This is a genomic window from Arthrobacter arabinosi (assembly GCF_054511115.1).
In genome coordinates this window covers 760,980-784,501 of record NZ_JBTNDF010000002.1, presented here as the reverse complement: position 1 = coordinate 784,501, position 23,522 = coordinate 760,980, and the positions used below count along the sequence as shown (strand labels likewise).

At 69.0% G+C, this 23,522-nt stretch carries 24 protein-coding genes and 1 tRNA gene; 13 read left to right on the top strand and 12 right to left on the bottom strand.

The genetic code is table 11. The features are described 5' to 3' along the window. Positions 1–136: 136 nt before the first annotated feature. The 3 genes from ACX80P_RS07790 to ACX80P_RS07780 all read left to right on the top strand — a co-directional run bounded on the left by ACX80P_RS07790 (position 137) and on the right by ACX80P_RS07780 (position 2,723). Entirely contained in the window at positions 137–664 is a 528-nt protein-coding gene (locus ACX80P_RS07790; protein WP_459277486.1) for an SRPBCC family protein, read from the top strand. 2 nt (positions 665–666) lie between these two features. After that, entirely contained in the window at positions 667–2,025 is a 1,359-nt protein-coding gene (locus ACX80P_RS07785; RefSeq protein WP_459277522.1) for an FAD-binding oxidoreductase, read from the top strand. A 101-nt stretch (positions 2,026–2,126) separates the two neighbouring features. Further along, a complete protein-coding gene (locus ACX80P_RS07780) occupies positions 2,127–2,723 on the top strand; it encodes a DUF4190 domain-containing protein (protein ID WP_459277485.1) in 597 nt (198 codons plus the stop codon). 63 nt (positions 2,724–2,786) lie between these two features. On the opposite strand, the gene ACX80P_RS07775 is transcribed toward ACX80P_RS07780, so the two are convergent. From ACX80P_RS07775 to ACX80P_RS07760, 4 genes are all read right to left on the bottom strand, one after another. After that, a complete protein-coding gene (locus ACX80P_RS07775) occupies positions 2,787–4,148 on the bottom strand; it encodes a DUF4032 domain-containing protein (protein WP_459277484.1) in 1,362 nt (453 codons plus the stop codon). 139 nt (positions 4,149–4,287) lie between these two features. Beyond that, positions 4,288–5,376, bottom strand: a complete 1,089-nt coding sequence (locus ACX80P_RS07770; protein ID WP_459277483.1) for an ABC transporter ATP-binding protein — start codon at positions 5,374–5,376, stop codon at positions 4,288–4,290. Between the two features lie 103 nt (positions 5,377–5,479). Continuing rightward, positions 5,480–6,286, bottom strand: coding sequence for a trehalose-phosphatase (gene otsB, locus ACX80P_RS07765; protein ID WP_459277482.1), 807 nt, complete (start codon positions 6,284–6,286; stop codon positions 5,480–5,482). Further along, positions 6,276–7,775 carry an alpha,alpha-trehalose-phosphate synthase (UDP-forming) gene (locus ACX80P_RS07760; RefSeq protein ID WP_459277481.1) on the bottom strand — a complete coding sequence of 500 codons (1,500 nt, stop codon included), beginning with the start codon at positions 7,773–7,775 and terminating at the stop codon, positions 6,276–6,278. The genes otsB and ACX80P_RS07760 overlap by 11 nt, the downstream gene beginning before the upstream one ends. Positions 7,776–7,948: 173 nt before the next feature. On the opposite strand from ACX80P_RS07760, the gene ACX80P_RS07755 reads away from it, so the two are divergent. Together ACX80P_RS07755 and ACX80P_RS07750 are read left to right on the top strand one after the other, a co-directional pair. After that, positions 7,949–8,022 (top strand) — tRNA-Thr (locus ACX80P_RS07755). 295 nt (positions 8,023–8,317) lie between these two features. Further along, on the top strand, positions 8,318–10,459 hold the full coding sequence (locus ACX80P_RS07750; protein WP_459277480.1) for a CBM96 family carbohydrate-binding protein: 2,142 nt from the start codon (positions 8,318–8,320) through the stop codon (positions 10,457–10,459). Positions 10,460–10,632: 173 nt separating this feature from the next. Here the strand turns inward: ACX80P_RS07750 and rsgA are convergent, their stop codons facing one another. The 3 genes from rsgA to ACX80P_RS07735 form a co-directional block, all read right to left on the bottom strand. Beyond that, on the bottom strand, positions 10,633–11,685 hold the full coding sequence (gene rsgA, locus ACX80P_RS07745; protein WP_459277479.1) for a ribosome small subunit-dependent GTPase A: 1,053 nt from the start codon (positions 11,683–11,685) through the stop codon (positions 10,633–10,635). A 208-nt stretch (positions 11,686–11,893) separates the two neighbouring features. Continuing rightward, positions 11,894–12,715: a hypothetical protein gene (locus tag ACX80P_RS07740; RefSeq protein ID WP_459277478.1), complete on the bottom strand. Its 822-nt coding sequence runs from the start codon at positions 12,713–12,715 to the stop codon at positions 11,894–11,896. A gap of 170 nt (positions 12,716–12,885) precedes the next feature. Continuing rightward, a complete protein-coding gene (locus ACX80P_RS07735; protein ID WP_459277477.1) occupies positions 12,886–13,389 on the bottom strand; it encodes a metallophosphoesterase family protein in 504 nt (167 codons plus the stop codon). Positions 13,390–13,492: 103 nt separating this feature from the next. Between ACX80P_RS07735 and ACX80P_RS07730 the strand changes: the two genes are divergently transcribed. From ACX80P_RS07730 to ACX80P_RS07710, 5 genes are all read left to right on the top strand, one after another. Next, a complete protein-coding gene (locus ACX80P_RS07730; RefSeq protein WP_459277476.1) occupies positions 13,493–13,684 on the top strand; it encodes a hypothetical protein in 192 nt (63 codons plus the stop codon). A gap of 44 nt (positions 13,685–13,728) precedes the next feature. Continuing rightward, the gene (locus ACX80P_RS07725; RefSeq protein ID WP_459277475.1) at positions 13,729–14,103 is read left to right on the top strand and encodes an SPFH domain-containing protein; all 375 of its coding nucleotides are present in this window, start codon (positions 13,729–13,731) and stop codon (positions 14,101–14,103) included. Between the two features lie 254 nt (positions 14,104–14,357). Further along, entirely contained in the window at positions 14,358–15,263 is a 906-nt protein-coding gene (locus ACX80P_RS07720; protein ID WP_459277474.1) for an SDR family NAD(P)-dependent oxidoreductase, read from the top strand. Positions 15,264–15,373: 110 nt separating this feature from the next. Next, positions 15,374–15,646 (top strand): hypothetical protein, encoded by a 273-nt coding sequence (locus tag ACX80P_RS07715; RefSeq protein ID WP_459277473.1) that lies wholly within the window; start codon positions 15,374–15,376, stop codon positions 15,644–15,646. An 80-nt stretch (positions 15,647–15,726) separates the two neighbouring features. Continuing rightward, the gene (locus ACX80P_RS07710; RefSeq protein ID WP_459277472.1) at positions 15,727–15,936 is read left to right on the top strand and encodes a hypothetical protein; all 210 of its coding nucleotides are present in this window, start codon (positions 15,727–15,729) and stop codon (positions 15,934–15,936) included. Between the two features lie 87 nt (positions 15,937–16,023). Here the strand turns inward: ACX80P_RS07710 and ACX80P_RS07705 are convergent, their stop codons facing one another. Continuing rightward, positions 16,024–16,173: a hypothetical protein gene (locus ACX80P_RS07705; RefSeq protein WP_459277471.1), complete on the bottom strand. Its 150-nt coding sequence runs from the start codon at positions 16,171–16,173 to the stop codon at positions 16,024–16,026. A 124-nt stretch (positions 16,174–16,297) separates the two neighbouring features. Between ACX80P_RS07705 and ACX80P_RS07700 the strand changes: the two genes are divergently transcribed. Next, positions 16,298–16,798, top strand: a complete 501-nt coding sequence (locus ACX80P_RS07700) for a hypothetical protein (protein WP_459277470.1) — start codon at positions 16,298–16,300, stop codon at positions 16,796–16,798. 33 nt (positions 16,799–16,831) lie between these two features. Here the strand turns inward: ACX80P_RS07700 and ACX80P_RS07695 are convergent, their stop codons facing one another. The 4 genes from ACX80P_RS07695 to ACX80P_RS07680 form a co-directional block, all read right to left on the bottom strand. Beyond that, on the bottom strand, positions 16,832–17,923 hold the full coding sequence (locus ACX80P_RS07695; RefSeq protein WP_459277469.1) for an alkene reductase: 1,092 nt from the start codon (positions 17,921–17,923) through the stop codon (positions 16,832–16,834). A 158-nt stretch (positions 17,924–18,081) separates the two neighbouring features. Next, positions 18,082–18,534, bottom strand: coding sequence for a hypothetical protein (locus ACX80P_RS07690; RefSeq protein ID WP_459277468.1), 453 nt, complete (start codon positions 18,532–18,534; stop codon positions 18,082–18,084). 107 nt (positions 18,535–18,641) lie between these two features. Then, a complete protein-coding gene (locus ACX80P_RS07685; protein WP_459277521.1) occupies positions 18,642–19,487 on the bottom strand; it encodes an NAD-dependent epimerase/dehydratase family protein in 846 nt (281 codons plus the stop codon). A 20-nt stretch (positions 19,488–19,507) separates the two neighbouring features. Continuing rightward, entirely contained in the window at positions 19,508–20,512 is a 1,005-nt protein-coding gene (locus ACX80P_RS07680; RefSeq protein WP_459277467.1) for an aldo/keto reductase family protein, read from the bottom strand. 144 nt (positions 20,513–20,656) lie between these two features. Between ACX80P_RS07680 and ACX80P_RS07675 the strand changes: the two genes are divergently transcribed. Further along, a complete protein-coding gene (locus ACX80P_RS07675; protein WP_459277466.1) occupies positions 20,657–21,730 on the top strand; it encodes a lipid II:glycine glycyltransferase FemX in 1,074 nt (357 codons plus the stop codon). 46 nt (positions 21,731–21,776) lie between these two features. Beyond that, on the top strand, positions 21,777–23,465 hold the full coding sequence (locus ACX80P_RS07670; RefSeq protein ID WP_459277465.1) for a threonine/serine exporter family protein: 1,689 nt from the start codon (positions 21,777–21,779) through the stop codon (positions 23,463–23,465). Positions 23,466–23,522 lie beyond the last annotated feature (57 nt).

Sequence of the window (23,522 nt, the reverse complement as noted above, 5' to 3'; positions counted from 1 at the left end):
AGAGTAGGACACCGCCGGACAACCATTACAGGCTGAGGCCCCACACCACCAGGTGCGGGGCCTCACCCCTTTAACCCCACCCAACCCCAACCCCCACCCGATGGGCCGGGCACACGCTCGGCGGTAGTGTCGAGGGATGACTGGATTGTTCTCGCACCCGCCCGCAGCCTCCGGCGTCCCGGACGAGCGGCCGGACCTGCGATTCTCGGTGTCCGTGCCGGCTCCCGCAGACCATGCATGGGCGGGGTTCACCCAGCACCTTCATCTGTGGTGGCCGGTCGGGGAACTGAGCCGTTGGGGGGAGGGCAGCTTCTTCGACCTGGAGGACAACGCCCTCGTCGAGACGTCGGCCGAGGAGGACGAGAACGTCTGGGGGGAAGTGACCGACAGCCATCCCGGAGAGTGGCTCGAGCTGGCCTGGCGGCATCTCGGGTCGGCATCCACCACGGGTGTGCGCATCGAGGTGTCGGCAGGGGGAGAGCCCGATCTCTCGGGGGCTGTCGTCGGGTCCGAGGATGTCGCAGCGGAACAGCGTTCCGGGGCCCTGCTCACGCTCGTCCACAGCGGGTGGACGGCAGGGGAGGCGCAGCATGTCTACGAGTTCTACCGGGGGTTCTGGCCGGACGCGTTGGCGCGCTACTGCCGCTTCATGGGCGGCTCCTGATGATGCCGCTGGAGGAACTCGAACAGGTGCTGCCGGGGCGCGTGTCGGTCACCCCCGAGGACCTGGATCGATACTCCAGGGACAGAGGTCCCCTGCTCGAAGCCGTCCTCCCCGGGGCGGTGGTGCGGGCCCGCAGCGTCGACGATGTGCAGGTGCTGCTGCGTTGGGCGAGCCGCCATCGTGTGTCCGTGGTGAGTCGGGGTGCAGGATCGGGACTGTCCGGTGGCGCCCACGCGACGAGGCGTTGCGTCATCCTGTCGCTCGAGCTCATGGACAGCATCCTCGAGATCAACGCGGACGACGAGACCGCCGTCGTCGAACCGGGTGTGATCAACGCCCACCTGAACGAGGCCGTCGCGGAGCACGGCCTGATGTACGCCCCTGATCCGGCGAGCTACCGGTGGTCCACCATCGGAGGGAACGTCGCGACCAACGCGGGCGGCCTCCGCTGCGCCAAGTACGGAGTGACGCGCGACTCGGTCCTCGCCCTGAAGGTCGTGCTGGCGGACGGAACCCTCATCTCGACGGGGCACAGGACCTTCAAGGGGGTTGCCGGCTACGACCTGACCGCGCTCATGACCGGATCGGAGGGCACGCTCGGCGTGATCGTCGAGGTCACCGTCCGCCTTCGTTACCTGCCGCCGGCAGTCCACACCCTCGCCGCCTTCTTCGACGACTTCCCCCGGGCGGCGGCGGGGGTCCTCGCCATCGGCCGCGCCAGGGTGCAACCCTCGATCCTCGAACTCCTCGATGGGAGGACCCTCGAGGCCCTCGACGGTGTGCACGGCTCGGATCTGCGCCGGCGCGGTGGATCCCTCCTGCTGGTCAGGACGGACGGCTACGGGGCGGCGGCGGAGGCCGAAGCCATCCGTGCGGTGCTGATCGATCTGGGCGCCGGCGTCAGCGAGGAAGGGGCGGAGGAAGCCGAGCGCCTCGTCGATCTGAGACGGCACAGCCGGGGGGACGACGTAGATGACCTGTTCCGAGTGGGGGAGGACGTCGCCGTCCCGAAATCCCGCCTCGTCGACTACGTCGCGGCACTCGAAGCCATGGCGGAGCGCTACGCGGTGAATCTGAAGGTCGTGGCCCACGCGGGTGACGGTAACCTGCATCCCACCTTCTGGGTCGCGCGCGGGGAGGGGGAACCTGCGCGGGCACGGCTGGACGAGGCGCTCGACGAGTCCGTCCGTCTGGCACTGGATCTCGGCGGTACGATCACGGGCGAACACGGCGTCGGACAGTACAAGCTGAGGTGGCTTGGGTGGGAGCAGCAACCAGCCGTCCTCGAGCTGCAGGCCCGTATGAAGGAGGTCTTCGACCCCCTGGGCATCCTGAACCCGGGCAAGGCCATCGTCGCCTGATCGTTGCCGCGCAGCGCCGGAGAGGCGCCCCTGCCCGATGCTATTCTTCAGGAAACCGGCGGAGATCTCCGCCCTATCCACCACTTCCGTTCGGGGGCAGCATGTCTGACAACAATCCGGGATCGCAGGGCGGACCGCCCTACGGCGAGCAGGACAAGCCCAGCTACGGGGAGAAGCATCCGCAGTACGGGGAGAACGAGCCCCGGTACGGCCAGGGCCAGCAGCAGTACGGGGAGAACGAGCCCCGGTACGGCCAGGGCCAGCAGCAGTACGGGGAGAACCAGTCCCAGTACGGCCGGAGCCCGTCTCCCTATGGACAGCAGCCGTACGGGCAGCAGAGCCCCTACGGGCCGGGTGCCGGAAGCTACCCGGGACAGCAGGGGTACCAGACCCGGACGGCCGAGAATCCCGGCAGGACGCTCGGCATCGTCGGCTTCATCCTCGCCATCCTGATCGCCCCTGTCGGGCTGGTCATCAGCATCATCGCCTTCGTGCAGTCGCGGAAGGCGAGGATGGGTAACGGCTTCGCCCTTGCCGGGATCATCATCGGTGTGCTGTTCACGATCATCGGAGTGATCATCGGGATCGCACTCATCGCCTTCTTCGGCGATGTCACGCAGCAGATCATCGAGGCGTGCGACGGCCTGCCCCCGGGAACACCGGTCACCATCCAGGGCCAGCCCCTGCAGTGCCCCTAGCAGGACCCCGGATAGGAGGAAGGGACCGGCAGCCATGGTTGCCGGTCCCTTCCGCGTATCCGCTCAGTCGTCGACGGACTCGGAGTCCTCATCGATGCCGATGGTCTTCGCATCCGCCGTCAGCATGATCTCCGCCTCATCACGGCGGTGGCGGAGTTCGTCGTCGAGGTAGGACTGTACGGCCTCGGCCATCGGCACATTCCTGTCCTCCCGCTCGGACATGTACCACCGGTGCTCCAGTACCTCGTGAACCACCTCGGCAGGCTCGAGCTTGCCTCCCAGCTCACGGGGGACGGCGCGGACGATCGGCTCGAAGACCTCGTTGACCCAGAGGTGCGCCGTGAACTCCTCGTCCAGCGTCGGGTTGTTGTCCGCACGGTAGGCGTCCATGTCGTTCAGCAGGCGCCTGGCCTGGTTCTCCTGTGCGTCCAGTCCCGTCAGGCGGAGGAGCCTCCGGCTGTGGTGCCCCGCGTCGACGACCTTGGGCTGGAGTTGGATCTGCGTGCCGTTGGCGGCCGTCCTGATCGCGTATTCCTCGACGTCGAAGCCGAGATCGTTGAGGCGGCGGATGCGGGCTCCCACCCGCCACCGATCCCCGAGTTCGAACGATTCCTGCTCCGTCAGCTCGGTCCACAGGCGCCGGTAGCTGTCCATGATCAGCTCGCTGGTGGCCAGGGGATCCACCTTCTCCTCGATGAGCCCGCCCTCCGCGAGGTCCATGAGCTCCCCGGCGATGTTGACGCGGGCTATCTCGAGGTCGTATTCGCGCTGGCCGGTGGACAGCTCGGGGTAGAGCTCACCCGTCTCGGCATCGACGAGGTACGCGGCGAAGGACCCGGCGTCGCGCCGGAACAGCGTGTTGGAGAGGGAGACATCGCCCCAGTAGAAGCCGACCAGGTGCAGGCGCACGAGGAGCAGCGCCTGCGCATCGATGAGCCGTGTCAGGGTGTCACGGCGGAGGGTCTGGGAGAACAGCGCACGGTAGGGGAGCGAGAACTTGAGGTGGCGGGTGACCAGGACGGGGTCGAGTTCCTCGCCGTCGGGCGTGGCCCGGCCGGAGATGACGGCGACGGGCTCGACGCAGGGCACGTCGAGGCGCTGGAGCTTCCGGAGCATGTGGTACTCGTGGCGTGCGATGTGCTCGCCGGTCTCCTTGACCGCGATCACGGACCCGCCGAGGTGCGCGAAACGGACGATGTGCCGGGAGATGCCGCGGGGGAGAGCCGCGAGGGCGCTGGCCGGCCACTCCTCGAGAGCGACATGCCAGGGCAGGTCGAGGAGTTCCGGATCGGTCGCTGCCGCGGTGATGTTGAGGGATCCCAGGTTCGGGGCCTCGGAGGAGGCGGGACGCACCCGTGGCAGCTTGCCGGTCTGGTCGTAATCCGTCGGCTCGTCATGCCACTTGGCGTTCGAGGTCTCGGTCATGGGTGCTGCCTTCGTGTGTGGGTGGGAGGTGGGCCTGCATCAAGCGTAGTGGCCGTTAAACGACGGCGGCGGCTCCTCCCGGTCCTCCAGAGGAGTCCCGGCGAAGCCACCGCCGTCGTGTACGTGGTCCGCGAGGAGCCTAGACCGTCTCGGCCAGGCGCTCACCCGAGGAGGTGTCGAACAGGTGCACGTGGCCCTGCTCGGGGCGGACGTAGACAGTGTCGCCCTTCATCGGCGGGCGCCGACCGTCGACGCGTGCCACCATGTCGTGGTTCTTGCCGTCCAGCGTGGTGTGTCCGTAGATGTACGCGTCGGCACCGAGCTCCTCGACGACGTCGACCTCGACCTGCAGGCCCTCACCGGCAGCTGCGAGGACGAGGTCCTCGGGGCGGACACCCAGCGTGACGGTGTTGCCGGCCGCGGCCTGGAGCACGTTGCCGGGGACGGGGTACACGAGGCCGCCGAAGAGGACGCCGCCGTTGGTGACGGGCAGTTCCAGGAGGTTCATCGCGGGCGAACCGATGAAGCCGGCGACGAACACGTTCTTCGGACGCTCGTACAGGTTGCGCGGGGTATCGACCTGCTGGAGGATGCCGTCCTTGAGGACCGCGACGCGGTCACCCATGGTCATCGCCTCGACCTGGTCGTGCGTGACGTAGACCGTCGTGACGCCGAGGCGGCGGGTCAGCGACGCGATCTGCGTACGGGTCTGCACGCGGAGCTTCGCGTCCAGGTTGGACAGGGGCTCGTCCATGAGGAAGACCTGCGGGTTGCGCACGATCGCGCGACCCATGGCGACACGCTGGCGCTGGCCACCGGAGAGGGCCTTGGGCTTGCGGTCGAGGTAGTCCTCGAGATCGAGGAGCTTCGCGGCTTCGCGGACTCGCTCGGCGCGCTCTTCCTTCGAGACGCCGGCGATCTTGAGCGCGAAGCCCATGTTGTCGGCCACCGACATGTGCGGGTAGAGGGCGTAGTTCTGGAAGACCATCGCGATGTCGCGATCCTTCGGGGGGACGTCGGTGACGTCACGGTCACCGATGAGGATGCGCCCGGAGTTGACATCTTCGAGGCCGGCGAGCATGCGCAGGGAGGTCGACTTCCCGCAACCGGAGGGTCCCACGAGGACGAGGAATTCGCCGTCCGCGATGTCGATGTCGAGCCTGTCGACGGCGGGCTTCTCGGTGCCCGGGTACAGGCGCGTGGCCTGGTCAAACGTTACCGTTGCCATGGAATTGGTTCCTTTTCACGGGCAGGTACGTGCCCGACGATCCGTAGTGAATGGAAGATATTCAGTTGTTGCGTGCGACCCGCCAGCAGTACCGGTGGCGTCGTCACACTCCCCGAGTATCGCACGTTCCGTGGGCGGGTGCATATGCCGCGCGCAGCGCCGCGAGCTCCTCGAGCACCTCGCTGAACGCTTCGGGGGTGGCGACGGAGAAGGATGCGGCGGTGTCCCCGCGGCCGATCCTGATGCCGACGTCGCCCGCTCCGAGGGTCCGCTGCGCATGTTCGTCGGTGACGTCGTCCCCCGCGAAGAGGACCGCCGTCGCGTCCGTCGCTCGCCGCAGCAGGGCCAGTCCCTGGCCCTTGTCCGCCTCGACCACCGAGATCTCGAGCACGCGCTTGCCGTCGGTGATGTTCACGCCGTCCACCGGAGCGAGTTCCGACCGTGCAGCCGCCACCGCGGCGTCGGCGACGTCGTCCGCCGCGGTCCTCGTGTGCAGCACGACGCCGGCGGGCTTGAACTCGATGCGCGTCCCGGTGTGCACGGCGACGATGTGCTCGACGACGGCGACGGCGCGCGCCAGGAGGTCGGCCTGGTCCGGCGTCAGCGCCAGGGGCTCGCCGCCCGGTCCCGTCCAGGTCTCGGCGCCATGACTACCGATCAGCAGCGTGTCCGCGGGGGGATCGGCGACGGCTCGCAGGCTGTCCAGGGCCCGGCCGGAGATGAGCGCCGTCGTCGTGTGGGGCAGCCCGGCCAGCAGCCGGACGGCGGCGGACGACGCCGGGAGGGCGCGGGCGTCCTCGGCCCGCTCGACGAGCGGGGCGAGTGTGCCGTCGAAGTCGAGCGCGACGAGGAGGCGCGGGGTGGACGCGAGGGCCCGGAGGGCGGCCTGCAGCCCCGGTTCAAGCGTCACTGGCCGGGCCCTCCGACTGGAGGGCGGCGAGGAACGCCTGCGACCAGCGCTCCACGTCGTTGTGGATCACCTGCCGGCGCATGAGGCGCATGCGGCGCATGGCCTCCGCCTTCGGCATGGTGACCGCCGCGACGATGGCGGCCTTCAGCCCGTCGATGTCGTGAGGGTTGACGAGGATGGCCTGGCGCAGCGTGTCCGCCGCGCCGGCGAACTCGCTGAGCACGAGCATGCCCGTGTTCCCCGTGCGGGCGGCGACGTATTCCTTGGCCACGAGGTTCATGCCGTCCCGCAGCGCCGTGACCAGCATGACGTCGGCGGCCAGGTACAGCGCCACCATCTCCTCGACGGGGTAGCTGTGATGGAGGTAGCGGATGGCGGTGTTCTTCATGGTGTCGTGTGTGCCGTTGATGCGGCCCACCGCGCCCTCGATGTCCTCGCGCAGGAGGCGGTACTGCTCCACGCGCTCGCGGCTGGGGCTGGCGACCTGGATGAGGGCGGCGTCCTCGACCGTGATGGCGCCGTCCTCGAGCAGCTCCCCGTAGGCCTTGAGGCGGTGGCCGATGCCCTTGGTGTAGTCGAGCCGGTCCACGCCGAGGAGGATGTGCTGCGGGTCGCCGAGCTCGCGCCGGATCTCCCTCGAGCGTTCGATGACGTCCGGCCGCTGCGCCAGCTCCGCGATCGACGCCGTGTCGATGGAGATGGGGAACGCCTCGGCCCGCGACACGTAGCCCGGCGTGCCGTCGTCGCCCGCGGGAACCTGAACCTGCTGGGCCTTGATGGTGTAGCCCTTGAAGCGGCGAACGCACCGCAGGAAGTTGCTGGCGTCGCTCGGACGCTGGAAGCCGATGAGGTCCGCGCCGAGGAGTCCCTCGATGACCTGCCGGCGCCACGGGAGCTGCGCGTAGATCTCCAGCGGCGGGAACGGGATGTGGTTGAAGAAGCCGATCTTCAGGTCCGGACGGGCTTCGCGCAGCAGCTTGGGGACGAGCTGCAACTGGTAGTCCTGCACCCACACCGTCGCGCCCTCGGCCGCCACGGATGCCGTCGCCTGCGCGAAGCGCTCGTTGACGCGGCGGTAGGAGTCCCACCAGGTCCGGTGGAACTCGGGGGACGCGATGACGTCGTGGTAGAGCGGCCAGAGGGTCGCGTTCGAGAAGCCCTCGTAGTAGAGCTCCACTTCCTCCGCGCTCAGCGGCACGGGCACGAGGCGCATGTCCGACTCGTCGAAGGGCTCCAGTGTCTCGTCGGGCGCGCCGTGCCAGCCGACCCAGGCACCGTCGGCCTTGGCCATCACCGGCGCCAGCGCGGTCACGAGACCGCCCGGTGAACGCCGCCATGAACTCTCGCCGTTCTCGTCGGTGACGCGGTCCACCGCCAGCCGGTTGGACACGACGATGAAGTCGAACTCCCCGTACTGGCCGTCCGCCGAGAACGACGCCTTGACGCCGGGTGTGGTCGAGGGTTGTGCAGCGCTCACAGCGGGCTCCATCGAAGTAGTTGGTCTCCGAAACGACTCTATCGGGTCGGACCCAGCCGGGCGTGTTGCTGATTTCACCCCGTGCCGGCGCTGGGCTACCCTTAGTGAGCGCTCGGCGTCACGCTGCCTCCGGCAGGTTCCGCGTCAGGAACACGACGACGGCGCCCCGCTGGCACGGTCAGCACGCCTCCTTAGCTCAGTTGGCCAGAGCACCGCTCTTGTAAAGCGGGGGTCGTCGGTTCGAATCCGACAGGAGGCTCCGCGACCGCCGGGCAGGCCGGCCCCATCGTCGGTCCGCCCGCCACACGGCTCTGCAATGGCATCGACACCACCGGGATCCTGATCCTCCACGTCCTTCTTCGAGGGGCCATGCGGGCCCGAGCACGACGGATGGGCAGCACCGGGACGACGGGCTCCCCCGTACCGGTCCTGTCCGGAATCCTCGCAGGAGGGGTTGCGCCCGATGCCCCACTCGTCGACACTTGACGCACCTGGGGAGGCTTGACACTCAACCAACTCCGGGGGGAACAATGCCGAACTATGTACTTTTTCACATGGGCGACCGCCGTAAGGCCCGCAGGACCGCCCGGCTCGGTGTACTGCTGACAGCGCTGCTGCTTGCACTGGGTGCCCTGGTGGTGCCGGTCCCGGCGTCGGCAGCTGATGGTGACATCGGGGTCGAAGGTCCGTCGCATTCGGGGACAGGGACGCCGACGGGTACGAAGCGGGCGACGAACGCACTGTGGTTCAACGATGGGCTCTGGTGGGGGAACCTGTGGGACACTGCCAGCTCGGACTTCCACATCTTCAGGTTCAACGCCGCGACGAGCGCATGGGTCGACACCGGTGTGGCGACGGACACGCGGGCAAGCACCCACCACGACGTGCTGTGGGACGGGACGACGTTGAACGTGGCCAGCTACCGGTTCGTCAATGACGGCGTGCCGGCAGAGCCGGGCTTCCCGACGACGATGCGGCGTTACACCTACGACTCGAGCAAGAAGACGTACGTGTTCAAGGATTCTTCGCAGATCAACAACTCCAGGGTCGAGGTCCTGAACATCGACAAGGACTCGACGGGGCGGGTGTGGGCCACCTGGCAGCAGGGGAACCGTATCTACCTGAACGTCACTGCTACCGATGGCAGGACTTGGGGGACGCCGTTCGCCCATCCTGCGTCCTTGAGCAACGTGTCGGTGGACGATACAGCGGCCGTGATCGCGTTCGGCGGGAACAAGATGGGCATCCTGTGGAGCCGGCAGGTCGGTGATGCCACCGACGGCATGTATTGGAGTTACCACGTCGATGGAGCGTCGAACACCGCCTGGACCGCACCTGTGGCAGCCGTTTCCGGGCAGCGGAGCGGTGACGACCACATGAACCTCAAGTGGCTGGACTCCTCGGGCGGTCGGGTTTTCGCCGCCATCAAGACGTCCTTCACCTCCGCGTCCCAGCCGCTGATCCAACTGCTGGCACTGGACAGCGTGAGCGCGAAGTGGACGGCGCACACTATCGCGACGGTGGCCGAGTGCCCGAACCGGGTGATCGTCCTGATCGACGAGGCCGCGCAGAAGCTGCGTACCTTCGCCACCTACCCGAAACCCAGTGGCACGACCAATGCCGGTACCTGCACCAGTTCGGGGGGCGCGATCTACGAGAAGTCCACGCCGCTCAACGCCATCAGCTTCACCACCACGAAGACCGCCCGGATCGTGGACGCCGACCAGTACGTCCACAACGTGACGTCGACGAAGCAGAACCTCAACAAGTCGGGGAGCACAGCCAACAGTGGCCTACTGGTCCTCGCCGACGTCAACGCCACAAGCCGGTACTGGCACTATTACGACCCCAGCGGCGGTAGCGGCGGGAGCACGGGGGATACGACGGCTCCGACGGTGACGGCTACGTCTCCGGCTGCTAATGCGACGGGTGTGGCGGTGAATTCGAATGTGACGGGGACGTTCTCGGAGCAGGTCACGTCGGTCACGTCGACCACGTTCACGCTGACGGGGCCGGGGACGACGCCGGTACCGGCCGCTGTGAGCTTCAGCGGCACGACTGCCACGCTGAACCCGGATACTGATCTGGCGGCGAGTACGACGTACACGGCCACGATCAAGGGCGGCGCCAGTGGAGTGAAGGATGTTGCTGGTAACGCGTTGGCGGCGGACAGGACCTGGACCTTCACCACCGCTCCCGCCGGAGGAGGCGGCGCGTCGCAAACCGTCACCGTCCCGGCCGCCGCTGACACCTATGTGTCGAGCGGGGCGCCGACGACGAACTTCGGGACGAGCGTCATGCTGGGCGTGGACAGCAGCCCCGTGGAGGCCTCCTACCTCAAGTTCGACCTGTCGCCCTATGCAGGCAGGACTATCGAGAGCGCGACGTTGCAGCTGCGTAGCGCCGGGAGCGGGTCGACGGGTACGCAGAACGTCAAGGTGGTCGCTACCGATAGCTGGACCGAGGGCGGAATCACCTATAGCAACCGGCCGGCGCTGGGCACCAGCATCGGCACGTTCGGCCCGACAACGGTCAACACCAACTACAGCGTGCCGCTGACGGTCAGCGGCCTGACCGGTGAGCTCGGCCAGCAGCTCTCCCTGGGCCTCGACTCCAGCAGCAGCGACGGCCTGGACCTCAGCTCCAGGGAGGCCGGCAGTGCGGTCGCACCCAAACTGGTGCTCACCCTGAGGTAGGACGTGTAAGACGCCGAGTGCCGGGACGTCATCCGCGAGGATGGGGTCCCGGCACTCCAGCGTTTCGGTGTCGGTTTCGGTGTCGGTGTCCTGATCTCAGTAGCCCCGGCGTCAATGGGAAAGTCACCGTAACGGACGGCCGGTTCGTCCTACGCTCCCAAAATGCCGACTCCTCAACCTCCTTCCCTGAAGCGGTTCCGGTAGTCCTTCGCCATGGCCGCATCACGGGTCAACCGATGGAAGGTCTTGGCGTGGCGCCGCTGCTCCGCGACGTTCTGCCGGCGGTGGAGGCTCGCCAGTTCGCGCTCCATCTTCCGGTAACTGGACCAGCGCCGCTCCTCCAGTGATCCCGAGCTGATCGCCGCCTGCACGGCGCACCCCGGTTCACGGTCATGGGCGCAGTCGCGGAACCGGCAGTCGCCGAACAGCGCCTCGACGTCCCCGAACACTTCGGACAGGCCGGCCTCGGCGTCCCACAGGGCGAAGCCACGCAGGCCAGGTGTGTCCATCAGGACGGCACCGTCCCCGAGCGGCACCAGCTCCCGGGCGGTCGTCGTGTGTCGTCCGCGCCCGTCGCCGGCGCGGACCTCTCCCGTGTCTTGCCGGGAGTCATCGACGAGGGCGTTGATCAGGCTCGACTTGCCCGCACCGGAGGGGCCCAGCAGGGCCAGGGTCTGCCCGGCGCCGATCCTTCCGCGCAGGTCCTCGAGGCCGTCGCCGGCCTCCGCCGACGTGGTGAAGACCTCGACTCCACGGGCTCGTTCGACCGTCTCGGCGACCACGCCGTCGAAGCGGGAGCTGAGATCCGCCTTGGTCAGGATGACGAGGGGCACGGCGCCCGAATCCCACGCCGCGACGAGGGTGCGCTCGAGCCTGTTGGTGGAGAGCGGCCGATCCAGGGGCACCACGACACCCAGGAGGTCGATGTTCGCCGCCAGGAGCTGTGCTTCGGACAGCGGATCGTGGGCCCGCTTGCGCTGGAGCAACGAGGAGCGGGGCAGGTGCCCGGCGACGACCCGCGCCTCGCCGTCGCCCTCCACCCCCACCCAGTCCCCGGTGACGAGGGAGTCCGGGCTCTCGAGGTGCAGGATGCCGTGGAGGGTGGCGACCAGGATCCGGCCGCGGTCAGCGCGGATGACCCGGGCCGGTTGGACGCCGGACGGGTAATGGAAGGAGAACAGGGCACCGATGCGGTCGGTGAAACCGTACTGCAGGAGAGTGTTCAACGGGGTTCCTCCGAAGGAGGCCTCCCGCGGACGCGGCTACGGCGCGGATGCCGGGGAGGCGGTGTTCATGGGGTAGGTGTCGGCGCACAGCGCAACGGCAAGGACCTTCTTCATGACTCCACCTCCTCGTACTTCTCGGGCGACTCCGACCATCGTCCGGCACACAGCCTAGCGGGGCCCACGGGGGAACGGAACAGGTAACGCCGGCCTAGTGCGACCGACTTTCACCGAGCGGACCCACAAGCCTCACCAGGCCGGCGATGCAGCCGACGATGATCACCGAGAGCAGCGCGAGGAAGGGCATGTTCGGCTGCCTCCGCGCCTCCGTCCGGTCGATGGCGACGGCCTCACCCGCGCTCGCCGACGGGGAGGGCTCGGGTGTGGACGTGGTCGCGGATGGGGAAGGCAAGGGCTTGGCGGAGCTCTTCGTGGGCTTCGGGCTCGGCGTCTCCTCGACCGGCGCCTCCTCCAACGGCACCTCCTCGACGACGGGAGCGGGCAGCACCTCGGGCGCCGGCGGCAGGGGGAGGGGAGCGACCGGCTGAAGCGGCGGTGCCGGCTGCGGAACCGGGACAGGGGCGGGGGCAGGCACGATCAGCTCCGGCGTGGGTGTGGGTTCCGGCGTCGCGGACGGCGTGGGCTCGGCACTCTTCGTGGGCTCGGGGGATGGAGGGGTAACCACTGGTTGCGTTGGCGGCACCGCCGTCGGTGGTGGCGGCGTCGTCGGGTCCACGGGTGGCTTCGTCGCCGGGTTTGCCGGTGGAGTGGCAACTCCCGGCGGCGGCGTCTCCTTCTTGGTGCCCGGATTCGGATCCTCCGGTCCCGGCGCGGGTGCCGGGTCGGTCCGGGTGGTGCCTGGGGAGATCCGGGCGGGACTGCCGGGGGCCTGCGTCTCGGTGGCCTGGCACGTCGTCGTGCCGTTGCCGTCGGCGGGGCATACCTCTGCGGCCGCTGCGGGCAGCGCCCCGAGGGTGAGGCCGCACATCATGACCGCCGTGGCGGACATGATGGGGTGCAGGTGCTTGCTCACGGGGCTCCCGGGTATTCGACGGAGTAGTTGCTTCCGGTAGTCACCCTATCAATCAGGCGATTTTCCGGCCTCTCCCAATTCGCCGTCGTCCTCATGGGCTTCCGGGTGCAGCGGGCGAGCCCGCATCAGCGCCACCGCAGGGTGTCCGCCGGGCGCACGCCACCGGCTCATCAGCGCAGCGGCAGGCGGTGCAGGTCGACGTCGAAGTGGCCGGCGTCGATGGTCCCGGTCATGAACGTGCAGTGCGGCTGGCGGCGGCGGTCGGTGGGGGAACCGGGATTGAGCAGGCGCAACCCCGTTGCCGCACGCGTGTCCCACGGGATGTGGCTGTGCCCGAACACCAGGACGTCGACGTCGGGGTAGAGCGAGGCCATGCGGGCCTCGCGGCCCTGTTTCTGGCCCGTCTCGTGGACGACGGCGAGGCGGACGCCGTCGAGCTCTGCCCGTGCAACCAGGGGGAGACGCGCACGGAGCTCCACGCCGTCGTTGTTCCCGTAGCAGGCGATGAGTCTCCGGGCCCGGGTCTCGAGTTCGTCCAGGAGCGGCGCCTCGGTCCAGTCCCCCGCGTGGACGACGACGTCGGACGCTTCGATGGAGGCCCACACCTCGCCGGGCAACTGGCGGGCGCGCTTCGGCAGGTGGGTGTCCGCGAGGATCGTCAGGAGGAGGGGCATCCATCCATTCTCCGGTGCGCCCCGGCTCCCGTGACAAGTGGGAGGCGCTGTGCCATGATCCCCTAAGCACGCTTACCGATCGGCATTCGACCAGGAGGCAGCAATGAAGATCGACAAGGCGCAGATCATCGATCTGCTGAAGAGCCAGGGCAAGAACGACGACGCCGACCAGGCACAGTCCGAGCTCCCCGACCAGGTGGATCCGGAGCAGCACTCCGACCTCCTCGCCCGGTTCGGCATCAATCCGAAGGACCTGCTGGGCAGCATCCCCGGCCTCGGTGGCTTCGCGGGCTAGGACGACCGCCCGGCCGTCGCCGTCAACGATCGAAGGAGTGAGCAGTGGATACGAACCAAGTGGTGTGGATCGTCGTCGGGATCATCGTCGTCCTGGCTGTCATCGCCCTCGTGGCGGTCCTCGCCCGCAAGCGCGGAGCGGCCCAGCGCCAGCACCGGGAGGAACAGGACCGGCATCGCGCGGCCGAGATCCGAGAGCAGGCGAAGGCCACAGAACTCGAGGCCCGTGAGCGGGAGGCCAAGGCCTCGATGGCGGAGGCCGAAGCCCAGCGGGCGGAGGTCGAGGCCGAACGGCTCCGCCAGCAGGCCCAGGAGCGCCAGGCCGACGCGCAGGGACTGCGTGAGAAGGTAACGCATCACCACCAGGAGGCCGACACGATCGACCCCGACGTCACCGACGATCCGCGTGCGGGGCGCTGACCAACCGTCCCCGCACCAGGAAGGGAGTCCGCCTCCGGGGCGGGCTCCCTTCCTGCTTCCCGGCAGTGGACGGTGCCGATGATCGTCACGCGGATGGCGACGTCGCAGGGATGATCCCGGCCATCGCGCAGACCGCGGTGCTGTCCGCTGCGCGGGCGGTCGAGGAAGTGCGTGACAAACAGCGGCGCTGCCCCGAAGACTCGGAGGGGAGCCCCCGCCGGCAGGCCGGGAGCGGACGCACAGGAGGTGGACGGATGAGGGCAGTTGTGACCGTGGTCATCACGGGGGCATCGAGCGGTATCGGCCGGGCGACGGCGCGCTTGTTCGCGGCGGAGGGGGCGCAGCTCGTCCTCGCCGGGCGGGACGGCGGCACGCTGGAAGTCGTCGCCGGGGAATGCCGGGACCGGGGAGCAGCAGCGATCACCGTGCCGACCGACGTCTCCTCGGAAGCCCAGGTCCAGCGGCTCGCCGACGCCGCCGTCGACCGGTTCGGGAGCATCGACGTGTGGGTGGGCAACGCGTCGCTCTACAGCTTCGGGACGTTCGAGCAGACCCCGTCCGAGGTGTTCGACAGGATCATCGACGTGAACCTGCGGGGGCAGGTATACGGTGCGCGCGCTGCGCTCGGCGTCTTCAAGCGCCAGGGTCACGGGGTCCTGGTGTCCGTCGCGTCGGTCTACTCCCGGATCACGTCGCCCCTCGTGGGCCCCTATATCACCAGCAAGTTCGGGCTCCTCGGTTTTCTCGAGGTGCTCCGGATGGAGTTGCGTGCGGACCCGGGCATCCATGTCTGCGCGGTCCTGCCGGCGACCATCGACACCCCGATCCATCAGCACGCGGCGAACTACACCGGACGGCCGGTGCGCCCGCTGCCACCGGTCACCGATCCGGTACGCGTCGCGCGCGCGATCGTCAGGGTCTCGAAGAAGCCCCGCCGGCTCACACAGGTGGGGCGCGTGCAGTCGACATTCGTCCTCGCCCGGACCCTGGCCCCCGCCCTGTACGAACGCGTGGTCGGGGCCGTGTACCCCGCGCTGGCGCTCAAGAAGGGCGGGATACTTCCCTCGCCGGGCAATCTGTTCCAGGCCGACCGCGCCGGGACGGGAGTCACCGGCGGGTGGCGCCTCATGTCCTGGCTCCGCCGGACGCCCGGCCACTGAACTCGTCCCGCAGGACGGGACGAAATGCATGGTGGGTCGCCATTGTCAATATGACGAACCCGATAAGGACAGCATGCTGTGCTTTCGGGACGCCCCTCCATAGTGGAGCTATGAATCAATGGCAAGGACTCCTCGCACAGTGCGCCCGGAGTATGGGGCTCGATCGCGGGCACAGGCGCGCGGCCTACTGGCTCACGGGTGTCGGTGTCTTCTGGGCCGTCGGGTTGTTCGGTGGCCTGCGGATCCTGCACAGCGCGTCATCACCGATGACCATGCTCGTGCTGCTGTACGTGATGCTGGCCGTCGTCGCGTTCTCGTTCGTGGTCGCCGCCGCAGCCATGGCCGAACTGGGGCGCTACGCCGCGGAGAAGCGCCGGCGCTAGCCCCGAACCCCTCCCGGGCGCGGACCGCAACCCGTTCGGAGGTCCGGCACGGATCGGCGACGGCCGGTAGCGTTGACATCATGCTTACCGTCCCGGAGAACTTCCCGCCCGCTTACATCCGCTACCTCGAGGCCCAGGACGAGGGGTTCGCCGAGACAGTGCTGATGGTCATGAAACAGTCCGTCGCGGAAGGCAAGCACGGCATCCTGATCAGCGACCAGGCACTCGATCGCGGAGCCGAGACGTCCGAGGAGGTCCCGTTCGGCGAGATCGTCGTAGGGACCCGCTGACACGGATCGCGAGACCCGGCCACCCACACGGAAAGCGCCGGCCCGATGGGCCGGCGCTCCCGTCCGCTGCGCCCGAACGCCCCGCTGCTAGGTCCCGGAGCGGGTCTGGTCGTCGGAGTCGGCGCCCTCGGCGGGTTCTTCGGAGTGCACCCGGATGTCCGCCGGATCGGCCGCGGTGTCACCCTCGGCGGGGGCCTCGTTGTGGACCCTGTCGTCGTCGCCTGGATTCTCTGACATGCGCTCGTCCTTTCGGTTCGAGAGAGCACGGGCTCCCTTGGCGACAGTCTACGGACCAGGTTCTTCACCTATCACTGCGAGGTTCCGCGTGACGTGCAGTCATCAGCACGATTACGATCAGGGGGTGCAAGCCACGGAAGCCGATCGGCCGCTGGCCGTCGCGCGGTCCGCGGCAGTGGGCCTGCTGTGCGTGGGCCTCGGCGCGTGCGCCCATGCCCTCTCCGGTGCCACGCTACCCGGACCGCTGATCCTCTGCGGGGTCACGGCCCTCGCCGTCCTGGCGGCCACCCTTGCCGGGCGCGTACGACTGCCCACGTGGGGGATCCTGCTGCTGCTCGGGGCCGCCCAGCAGGTGCTCCACTGGCTCTTCGGTGGGCTGGTCGTGGGGTCCGTGACCCCCGCCCCGCCCGCGGTCCATCACGGCGACGGCGTGCCCGTCGGGGTCGGCCCGGGGCAGGATCACTCCCCGGAGATCATGCTGATGCTCCATACCCATCTGGCGGTCGCCCTCCTGCTCGGGTGGGCCGGCGTCCGGGCCCCGGGTGTCCGCGCGTGGTTCGTCCGCCGCGCGCGTCCGAGGCGCGAGGCGCCGGCACGAACGACGGAAGGCGCCCCCGTCGCGTGACGGGAGCGCCTTCCTCGTATGCCGGCCGGTGGACTAGTTGGCGGTCACGGAGCTGTCGTAGAACGGGTAGTCCGTGTACCCCTCGGCGCCCGTGGAGTAGAACGTGGCCGGGTTCGGCTCGTTCTCCGGCAGGTTCTCGCGCCAGCGGCGGGCGAGGTCGGGGTTCGCGATGGCGGGACGGCCCACGACGACGGCGTCGCCCACCCCGTCCTCGAGCAGGGCGATCGCTTCCTCGCGATTGGTGATCACGCCGAAGCCGCTGTTGATCAGCACGGGTCCGCCGAAGCGGGCGCGCAGGTCCTGGATAAGCTCTCCCGTCGGTTCGGCGTGCAGGATGCTCAGGTAGGCGAGGTCCAGCGGGGCGAGGGCATCCACCAGCGTGCCGTAGGTCGCGTGGACGTCCGCAGCCTCCGTCTCGAGCGCGTCCTGGATGTTGTGCGCCGGGGAGATGCGCAGCCCGACCTTCTCGGCGCCCACCTCTGCGGCGACGGCCGTGACGAGTTCGATCACGAACCGAGCCCGCTTCTCCGGGGCTCCGCCGTAGGCGTCGTCGCGCTGGTTCGAATCGGGGGAGAGGAACTCGTGCAGCAGGTAGCCGTTGGCACCGTGCAGCTCCACGCCGTCGAACCCGGCGATGTCGATCGCCTTCCGGGAGGCGGTGACGAACTCCTCGATGATGCCCGGGAGCTCGTCGGTGGTGAGGGCGTGCGGGACCGGGTAGGGCTGTTTGCCCGTGCGGGTGCGCGTGACGCCGTCGATCGCCACGGCGCTGGGCGCGACGACCTCGTACCCGCCGTTGGTATCGGGGTGCGTCACACGGCCGGCGTGCATGACCTGCGCCACGATGCGTCCGCCGTCGGCGTGCACCGCATCGGTGACGCGCTTCCAGCCGGCGAGCTGCTCGTCCTCGACCAGTCCGGGCTGGCCCGGGAAGCCCTGGCCGGCGTGGCTCGGGTAGGTGCCCTCGCTGACGATCAGGCCGAGGGATGCGCGCTGCCGGTAATGCTCGACGACGATGTCGCCGGGGATGCCGGCGTCACCCGAGCGGACGCGGGTGAGCGGGGCCATGACCACGCGGTTGGGTAGTTCGAGCGTGCCGAGCGTGAGCGGGGAGAACAGTTTCACGGGGGTCCTACTTTCCGGTCGGTTTCCTACTGCGTGGCAACCGGGGCGTGCGGGAGCGTATTCCGGATGTGTCCTGCCTCACGGGCCCGGAGCGGGCACGGATACGACGAAGCCCCGGGGGGAACCCCGGGGCTTCGCGCCGCATCAGGCGGTCGTCGCTAGTCGGTGCCCTGTTCGTCGATCGCGCTCAGCGGCGAACCACCGCGGTTGGCGGGATCGTCGCTCGCGTCGACCTCGTCGTCCTCCATCATGCCGAAATCGACGTCGGCCGCGGCCTCGCCCAGCATCGGCTCCCCCGGCGGGTACTGCTCGTCGCCGTGCTCGTACCGGGCCTCGGCCGTCTCCGCCCGGAGGGTCTGGTCGCTGAGGACGCCTTCCTCGCCGACCACGGCGACACCGTTCTCGTCCGCCGCGGCCCCGGCCACCCCGGGCTCGTCCTGCAGCAGCGGATCCTCCTGCCAGTGGTCCGGGTCGACCTCCGCGGCGCCCTCGTAGCTGTCCGGTCGGCCGTCGAGGACCGGGTCGAAGGCCTCCGGAGCGAGCGCGTCGTTCGGCATCTCGGGCTCTTCGCCCACGATGGTCAGTTCCTCATCGGGAAGGTTCTCGGTCATCTTCTCTGCCTTTCGTCGGTGCTGCGTATCTTCAATCATCAGCCTACTGACGAACCGCTCCGGGCGACAGCTCGCGCCGCCGCCCGGGACTGCCCGGATGGCTTGCGCTAGACGTGGTCGCGCCAGCTGTGCCGGGGCTCGTACCCCAGCACCCTGCGCGCCCTGTCGATCGAGAGGAGTGTCTCGTGCTCGCCCACCTCGCGCGTCAGGGCCACGCCGGGGAACACCTCGGCCGCCAGGTCCGCGCTGGAGCGGCTCATGACGGTGTCGGCGGCCGCGATGATGAAGCGGTCGAAGCCGGGTGCCGCGTTCTCGAGCGCCCTGACCACGGCCTGCGCGCCGTCCCGTCCGTCGATGTACCCCCACAGGTTCCACTTCCGGGCGGTCGCGTCGGCGTCGAAGGACGGGAACTCCGCATAGTCCTCGGGGTCCATGACGTTCGAGAAGCGCAGCGCCGTGATGCTCAGCTGCGGATCCCAGCGCGTCAGCTCGATCGCCAGTTGCTCCTCGAGGTGCTTGACCAGGGAGTAGGTGGACTCGGGCCGGGCCGGGTATTCCTCGTCCACCGGGATGTACGGGGGAGGCGTGTCGAACGGCAGCCCGAGCACGGTCTCGCTGGACGCGTACACGACCCGCTTGATGCCGGCCCGCCGGCAGGCCTGGAAGACGTTGTACGTGGCGGCCATGTTGTTGTGGAACGTCGCGACGTCCGCCTGCAGGCCCGGAGCCGGGATGGCTCCGAGATGCACGACGGCGTCGAGGCCGCAGTGGCGGTCGTCCACGCCGAGGAGCGCATCGACGACCTGCCCGTAGTCCCTCAGGTCGATGCGGAGGAACGTCGGAGTGCGCTCGCCGTACTGGTCGAGCTCGAGGACGGTGTGCCCGGCCTCGCGCAGCCCGCGGACGACGCTCCGCCCCAGCTTCCCGGTGGAGCCCGTGACCGCGACGTTCAGCGGGCTGGTCGCAGCCGCCATCAGACCGGCCGCGTCTCGGGGGAGACGGTCCTGGCGACGTCCGTCTCGGCCAGGTCGCCGATCGCGTCGTCGATCGCCCTCAGGACGTCGTCCTCGAGTCTCACGCCCGCGGCGGCGGCATTCGACTCCACCTGCTCGGGCCGGGAGGCGCCGATGATCGCGGAGGCGACGTTCCTGTTCTGCAGCACCCAGGCGATGGCCAGCTGGGCCATCGTGAGGCCCACGCCGTCGGCGATCGGTGCGAGCTTCTGCACGCCGGTCAGCACCTCGTCGCTCATCCAGCGCTTGATCATGTCGGCGCCGCCCTTGTCGTCCGAGGCACGCGTGCCCTGCTCGGGCTGGGCGCCCGGCGCGTACTTGCCGGTCAGTACGCCCTGCGCGACGGGCGACCAGACGATCTGGGACAGCCCGAGCTCCTCGGAGGTGGGGACGACCTCGCCCTCGATGACACGCCACAGCATCGAGTACTGCGGCTGGTTGGAGATGAGCTGGAAGCCGAGGTCCTTCGCCAGGGCGTGGCCGTCGCGGATCTGCTGGGCCGTCCACTCGCTGACCCCGATGTACAGGGCCTTGCCCTGGCGCACGATGTCGGCGAAGGCCTGCATCGTCTCCTCGAGGGGTGTCTCGTAGTCGTACCGGTGGGCCTGGTAGAGGTCGACGTAGTCGGTCTGCAGGCGCTGCAGCGACCCGTCGATCGACTCCATGATGTGCTTGCGGGACAGCCCGACGTCGTTGTGTCCCTTGGGGCCCGTAGGTCCCCAGACCTTGGTGAAGATCTCGAGCGACTGGCGCCGCTCGCCCTTCAGGGCTTCGCCGAGGACCGTCTCCGCGGCGGTGTTCGCGTACACGTCCGCGGTGTCGAAGGTGGTGATGCCGACGTCGAGCGCCGCGCGCACGCACTGGGTGGCGACATCGTTCTCCACCTGCGATCCGTGGGTGAGCCAGTTGCCGTAGGTGATTTCCGAAATCTTGAAGCCGCTGTTGCCGAGGTATCTGAAGTCCATATCGCCGATGCTAACCACCCCGGCAGGGCGAGTACAGAACTTCCCGTTTCCTGAGGCAACGAATGCGTCATGCGACCGGGAAGGGTAGTGCGCAGCCGCTAGACTTGAGGGCGTCCTTCCGTTGCCACCAGTGAATGAGGAATCTTGGTCGACTTCAGCGCTCGTTTCGCCACCGGGACAGAGCAGCGGGATTGGGATTCCCTCGTGTTGGCGAACCCGGGCGGAGGCAACATGCTCTCCTCCATGGCGTTCGCCGAGGTGAAGTCCCATCACGGGTGGCGGCCCCGGTTCGTGGTCCTCGACGGCCCCGGGTACACGACCCACGCCCTCGTCCTCGAGAAGAAGGTCCCCGTCATCGGGGCGCTGTGGTACCTGATCAAGGGGCCGGCGGTCACCGAGGCCACCCATGTCCCCGCCGCCGCGCGCGCCGTCGCCGACCTCGCCCGCAGGGAGGGGCACCGCGTCTTCGCGATCAAGGTGGAGCCGGACCTCGTGGACGGCCCCGACGTCCGCAACGCCCTGCAGTCCGAGGGGCTCGTCAAGACCTTCAATCTCCAGCCCAACGACAGCACGGCCATCCTGGACACCACGCCGGACGCCAACCAGTTGCTGCGGAACCTGCACTCACGCGGCCGCAACGCCGTCCGCAGGGCCATCCGCGAGGGGGTCGAGGTGCGGCGCATGGAGCCCACGCAGGAGACCTTCGAGGCCATGTACTCGCTCATGGCCCACATCGAGGACCGCTCGGCGGCCCGCATGCGCTCGTTCGAGTACTACAGCCGCTTCTGGCAGAACTTCGTGGACGCCGGACAGGGCCGCTTCTACTTCGTGTACGAGGACGGGCAGCCCTCCGTCGGTGCCTTCGTGATCAACTACGGACTGAAGGGCACCTACAAGGACGGCGGTTCCCGTCCCGGCCGCACACAGTACGGGGACTCCCATCTCGTGCAGTGGCGGGCCATCACCGACCTCAAGGACGAATTCGGGATCACCGAGTACGACTTCTGCGGCACTCCTCCGGGCGACCAGCTGAAGGACAAGGACCACCCGCACCACGGCCTGGGACTGTTCAAGACGAGCTTCACCCGGACGGTGACGGACTTCGCCGGGTGCTACGACCTCGTGGTCAGCGGTTGGAAGTACCGTGTGTGGAACACGATCGCCGAACGCGCGGCACGCCAGGTGTACTGGCGGCGCACACACCAGCCGTTCTACTGAGGAAGAGCCGGCGGAGGGCCCGGCGATCGACGCATGAAAGGCCGCTGTGAAAGACGGTTCGACCCCGGCGGACGGGCACCCGGTCCCTGATCCCTCGCCCGTGGCGGAGGCGCTGCCCGTGATCCGCCGTCCCTTCGATCCGTCCGATGACGAGAAGCGGCAGCTGGAGTCGGGCCGGGGGGGTGCCGGCAGGAAGAGCGGCAGGGCCGGGATCCCGCCGAAGCGTCCGGCCTCGGACCCGAAGCCCGCCCGCCAGGGCCGCCAGCGGCAGCCCGCCACGAGACCGACGGACGCGCTACCCACCACGCCGCGGAGCGTGCCGGCCTCGAGCCGGTCCAACGCGGCCGCCCGGGGGGTGCTCCGCCGCCTCGTGCAGGGCGAGGCGCCGCCCACCCAGGCGATGAGCATCGTCGAGCGGCTGGCCGGCAGCCCCTACGCGAATCCCATGATCCAGGTCGGCGGTCCCGACGCCGGTGCCCGCAAGGCCCTCGATTTCGCCCTCAACCTCGCCGAGACGATGTTCCGGTACGGAGCGGGCGCCCTCGAGGTGGAGACGAGCATCATCGCGGTCACGGCGGCCTTCGGCCTCGACCACATCGAGGTGGACATCACCAACCAGTCGGTGGTCATCAACTACTCGGCGAGGGACCAGACGCCGACGACGGTGCTGCGGGTGGTCCGCTCGTGGACGAACAACTACGCAGGGCTCACGGCGATCCACCGGCTCGTCTCCGACATCGCCGACGGCGGGGTCTCCCGGATCGAGGCCGCCCAGCGACTCGACGAGATCACCCACCGGCCGAAGCCCTTCCCGCGCTGGATGGTGACGGCCGCGTTCGGCATCTTCTCCGCGGCTATCGTGGCCTTCGTCGGGGGGACCCTGCCGGCGTCGCTGGTCGGGTTCATCAGCTGCATCCTCGTCGACCTCGTCAGCCGTAAGCTGGGGGAGTGGCGCGTCCCGGAGTTCTTCTCCGTCGCGACGTCCTCCGCGCTGGTCACCCTCATCGCGATGGTGTTCTGGTGGCTGCAGGTCCCCATCTCACCGGCCCTCGTCGTGGTGGGTGGCATCCTGCTGCTCCTGCCCACCGGGCGGCTCGTCTCCGCCACGCAGGACGCCATCAACGGGTTCCCCGTCACGGCGGCGGGCCGCTACCTCTCGGCGGTCCTGGTGTTCGCGGCGCTCGTCGCCGGCATCGCGGTCGCCCTCGTCGCCGGATCGGCGCTGGGGATCCCCGAACTCGAGGTGATCGAGTCCTCCGGCAGCCAGTATCCGTGGCCCGTCGTCGCGGTCCTGACGTTCGTCGCCGTGGCCATGATCTGCATCGCCGAGCAGACGGACGTGAAGCTGGTGATCCCCACCTCGCTCGTCGCCGTCGCCGGGTACCTCCTCATGATCAGCGCCATGACCGCGGGCGTCGGCTACCGGCTGGCACCGGCCCTCGCGGCCGTCCTGATCGGGGGGCTCTCCCGTGCAGTCGCCCTCCGGCTCGGCGCCCCGCAGCTCGTCGTCGCGGTTCCCGCCGTCCTGTTCCTCTACCCGGGACTCACCATCTTCCGCTCCATGTACACGCTCACCATCGAGTCGGAGATCGTGTACGACGGCGCCCTCGGCCTGTTCAACGCCCTCACGGTGGTGCTGGCGATCGCCGCGGGGGTCGTCCTCGGCGACAACCTCGCCCGACCGTTCACGCGGAAGCTCAGCTCGAACGAGCGGCAGCGCAACCGGCGCCGCTAGCTGTACTGGGCGGGCCGGACGACGCCACCGGGATCGGGATCCCGCCGGCAGCCGAGG

Coding starts and splice junctions, on each gene's coding strand:
- ACX80P_RS07790 (WP_459277486.1), top strand. CDS start 137: ATGACTGGATTGTTCTCGCACCCGCCCGCAGCCTCCGGCGTCCCGGAC.
- ACX80P_RS07785 (WP_459277522.1), top strand. CDS start 667: ATGCCGCTGGAGGAACTCGAACAGGTGCTGCCGGGGCGCGTGTCGGTC.
- ACX80P_RS07780 (WP_459277485.1), top strand. CDS start 2,127: ATGTCTGACAACAATCCGGGATCGCAGGGCGGACCGCCCTACGGCGAG.
- ACX80P_RS07775 (WP_459277484.1), bottom strand. CDS start 4,148: ATGACCGAGACCTCGAACGCCAAGTGGCATGACGAGCCGACGGATTAC.
- ACX80P_RS07770 (WP_459277483.1), bottom strand. CDS start 5,376: ATGGCAACGGTAACGTTTGACCAGGCCACGCGCCTGTACCCGGGCACC.
- ACX80P_RS07760 (WP_459277481.1), bottom strand. CDS start 7,775: ATGGAGCCCGCTGTGAGCGCTGCACAACCCTCGACCACACCCGGCGTC.
- ACX80P_RS07750 (WP_459277480.1), top strand. CDS start 8,318: ATGGGCGACCGCCGTAAGGCCCGCAGGACCGCCCGGCTCGGTGTACTG.
- ACX80P_RS07735 (WP_459277477.1), bottom strand. CDS start 13,389: ATGCCCCTCCTCCTGACGATCCTCGCGGACACCCACCTGCCGAAGCGC.
- ACX80P_RS07730 (WP_459277476.1), top strand. CDS start 13,493: ATGAAGATCGACAAGGCGCAGATCATCGATCTGCTGAAGAGCCAGGGC.
- ACX80P_RS07720 (WP_459277474.1), top strand. CDS start 14,358: ATGAGGGCAGTTGTGACCGTGGTCATCACGGGGGCATCGAGCGGTATC.
- ACX80P_RS07715 (WP_459277473.1), top strand. CDS start 15,374: ATGAATCAATGGCAAGGACTCCTCGCACAGTGCGCCCGGAGTATGGGG.
- ACX80P_RS07710 (WP_459277472.1), top strand. CDS start 15,727: ATGCTTACCGTCCCGGAGAACTTCCCGCCCGCTTACATCCGCTACCTC.
- ACX80P_RS07705 (WP_459277471.1), bottom strand. CDS start 16,173: ATGTCAGAGAATCCAGGCGACGACGACAGGGTCCACAACGAGGCCCCC.
- ACX80P_RS07690 (WP_459277468.1), bottom strand. CDS start 18,534: ATGACCGAGAACCTTCCCGATGAGGAACTGACCATCGTGGGCGAAGAG.
- ACX80P_RS07680 (WP_459277467.1), bottom strand. CDS start 20,512: ATGGACTTCAGATACCTCGGCAACAGCGGCTTCAAGATTTCGGAAATC.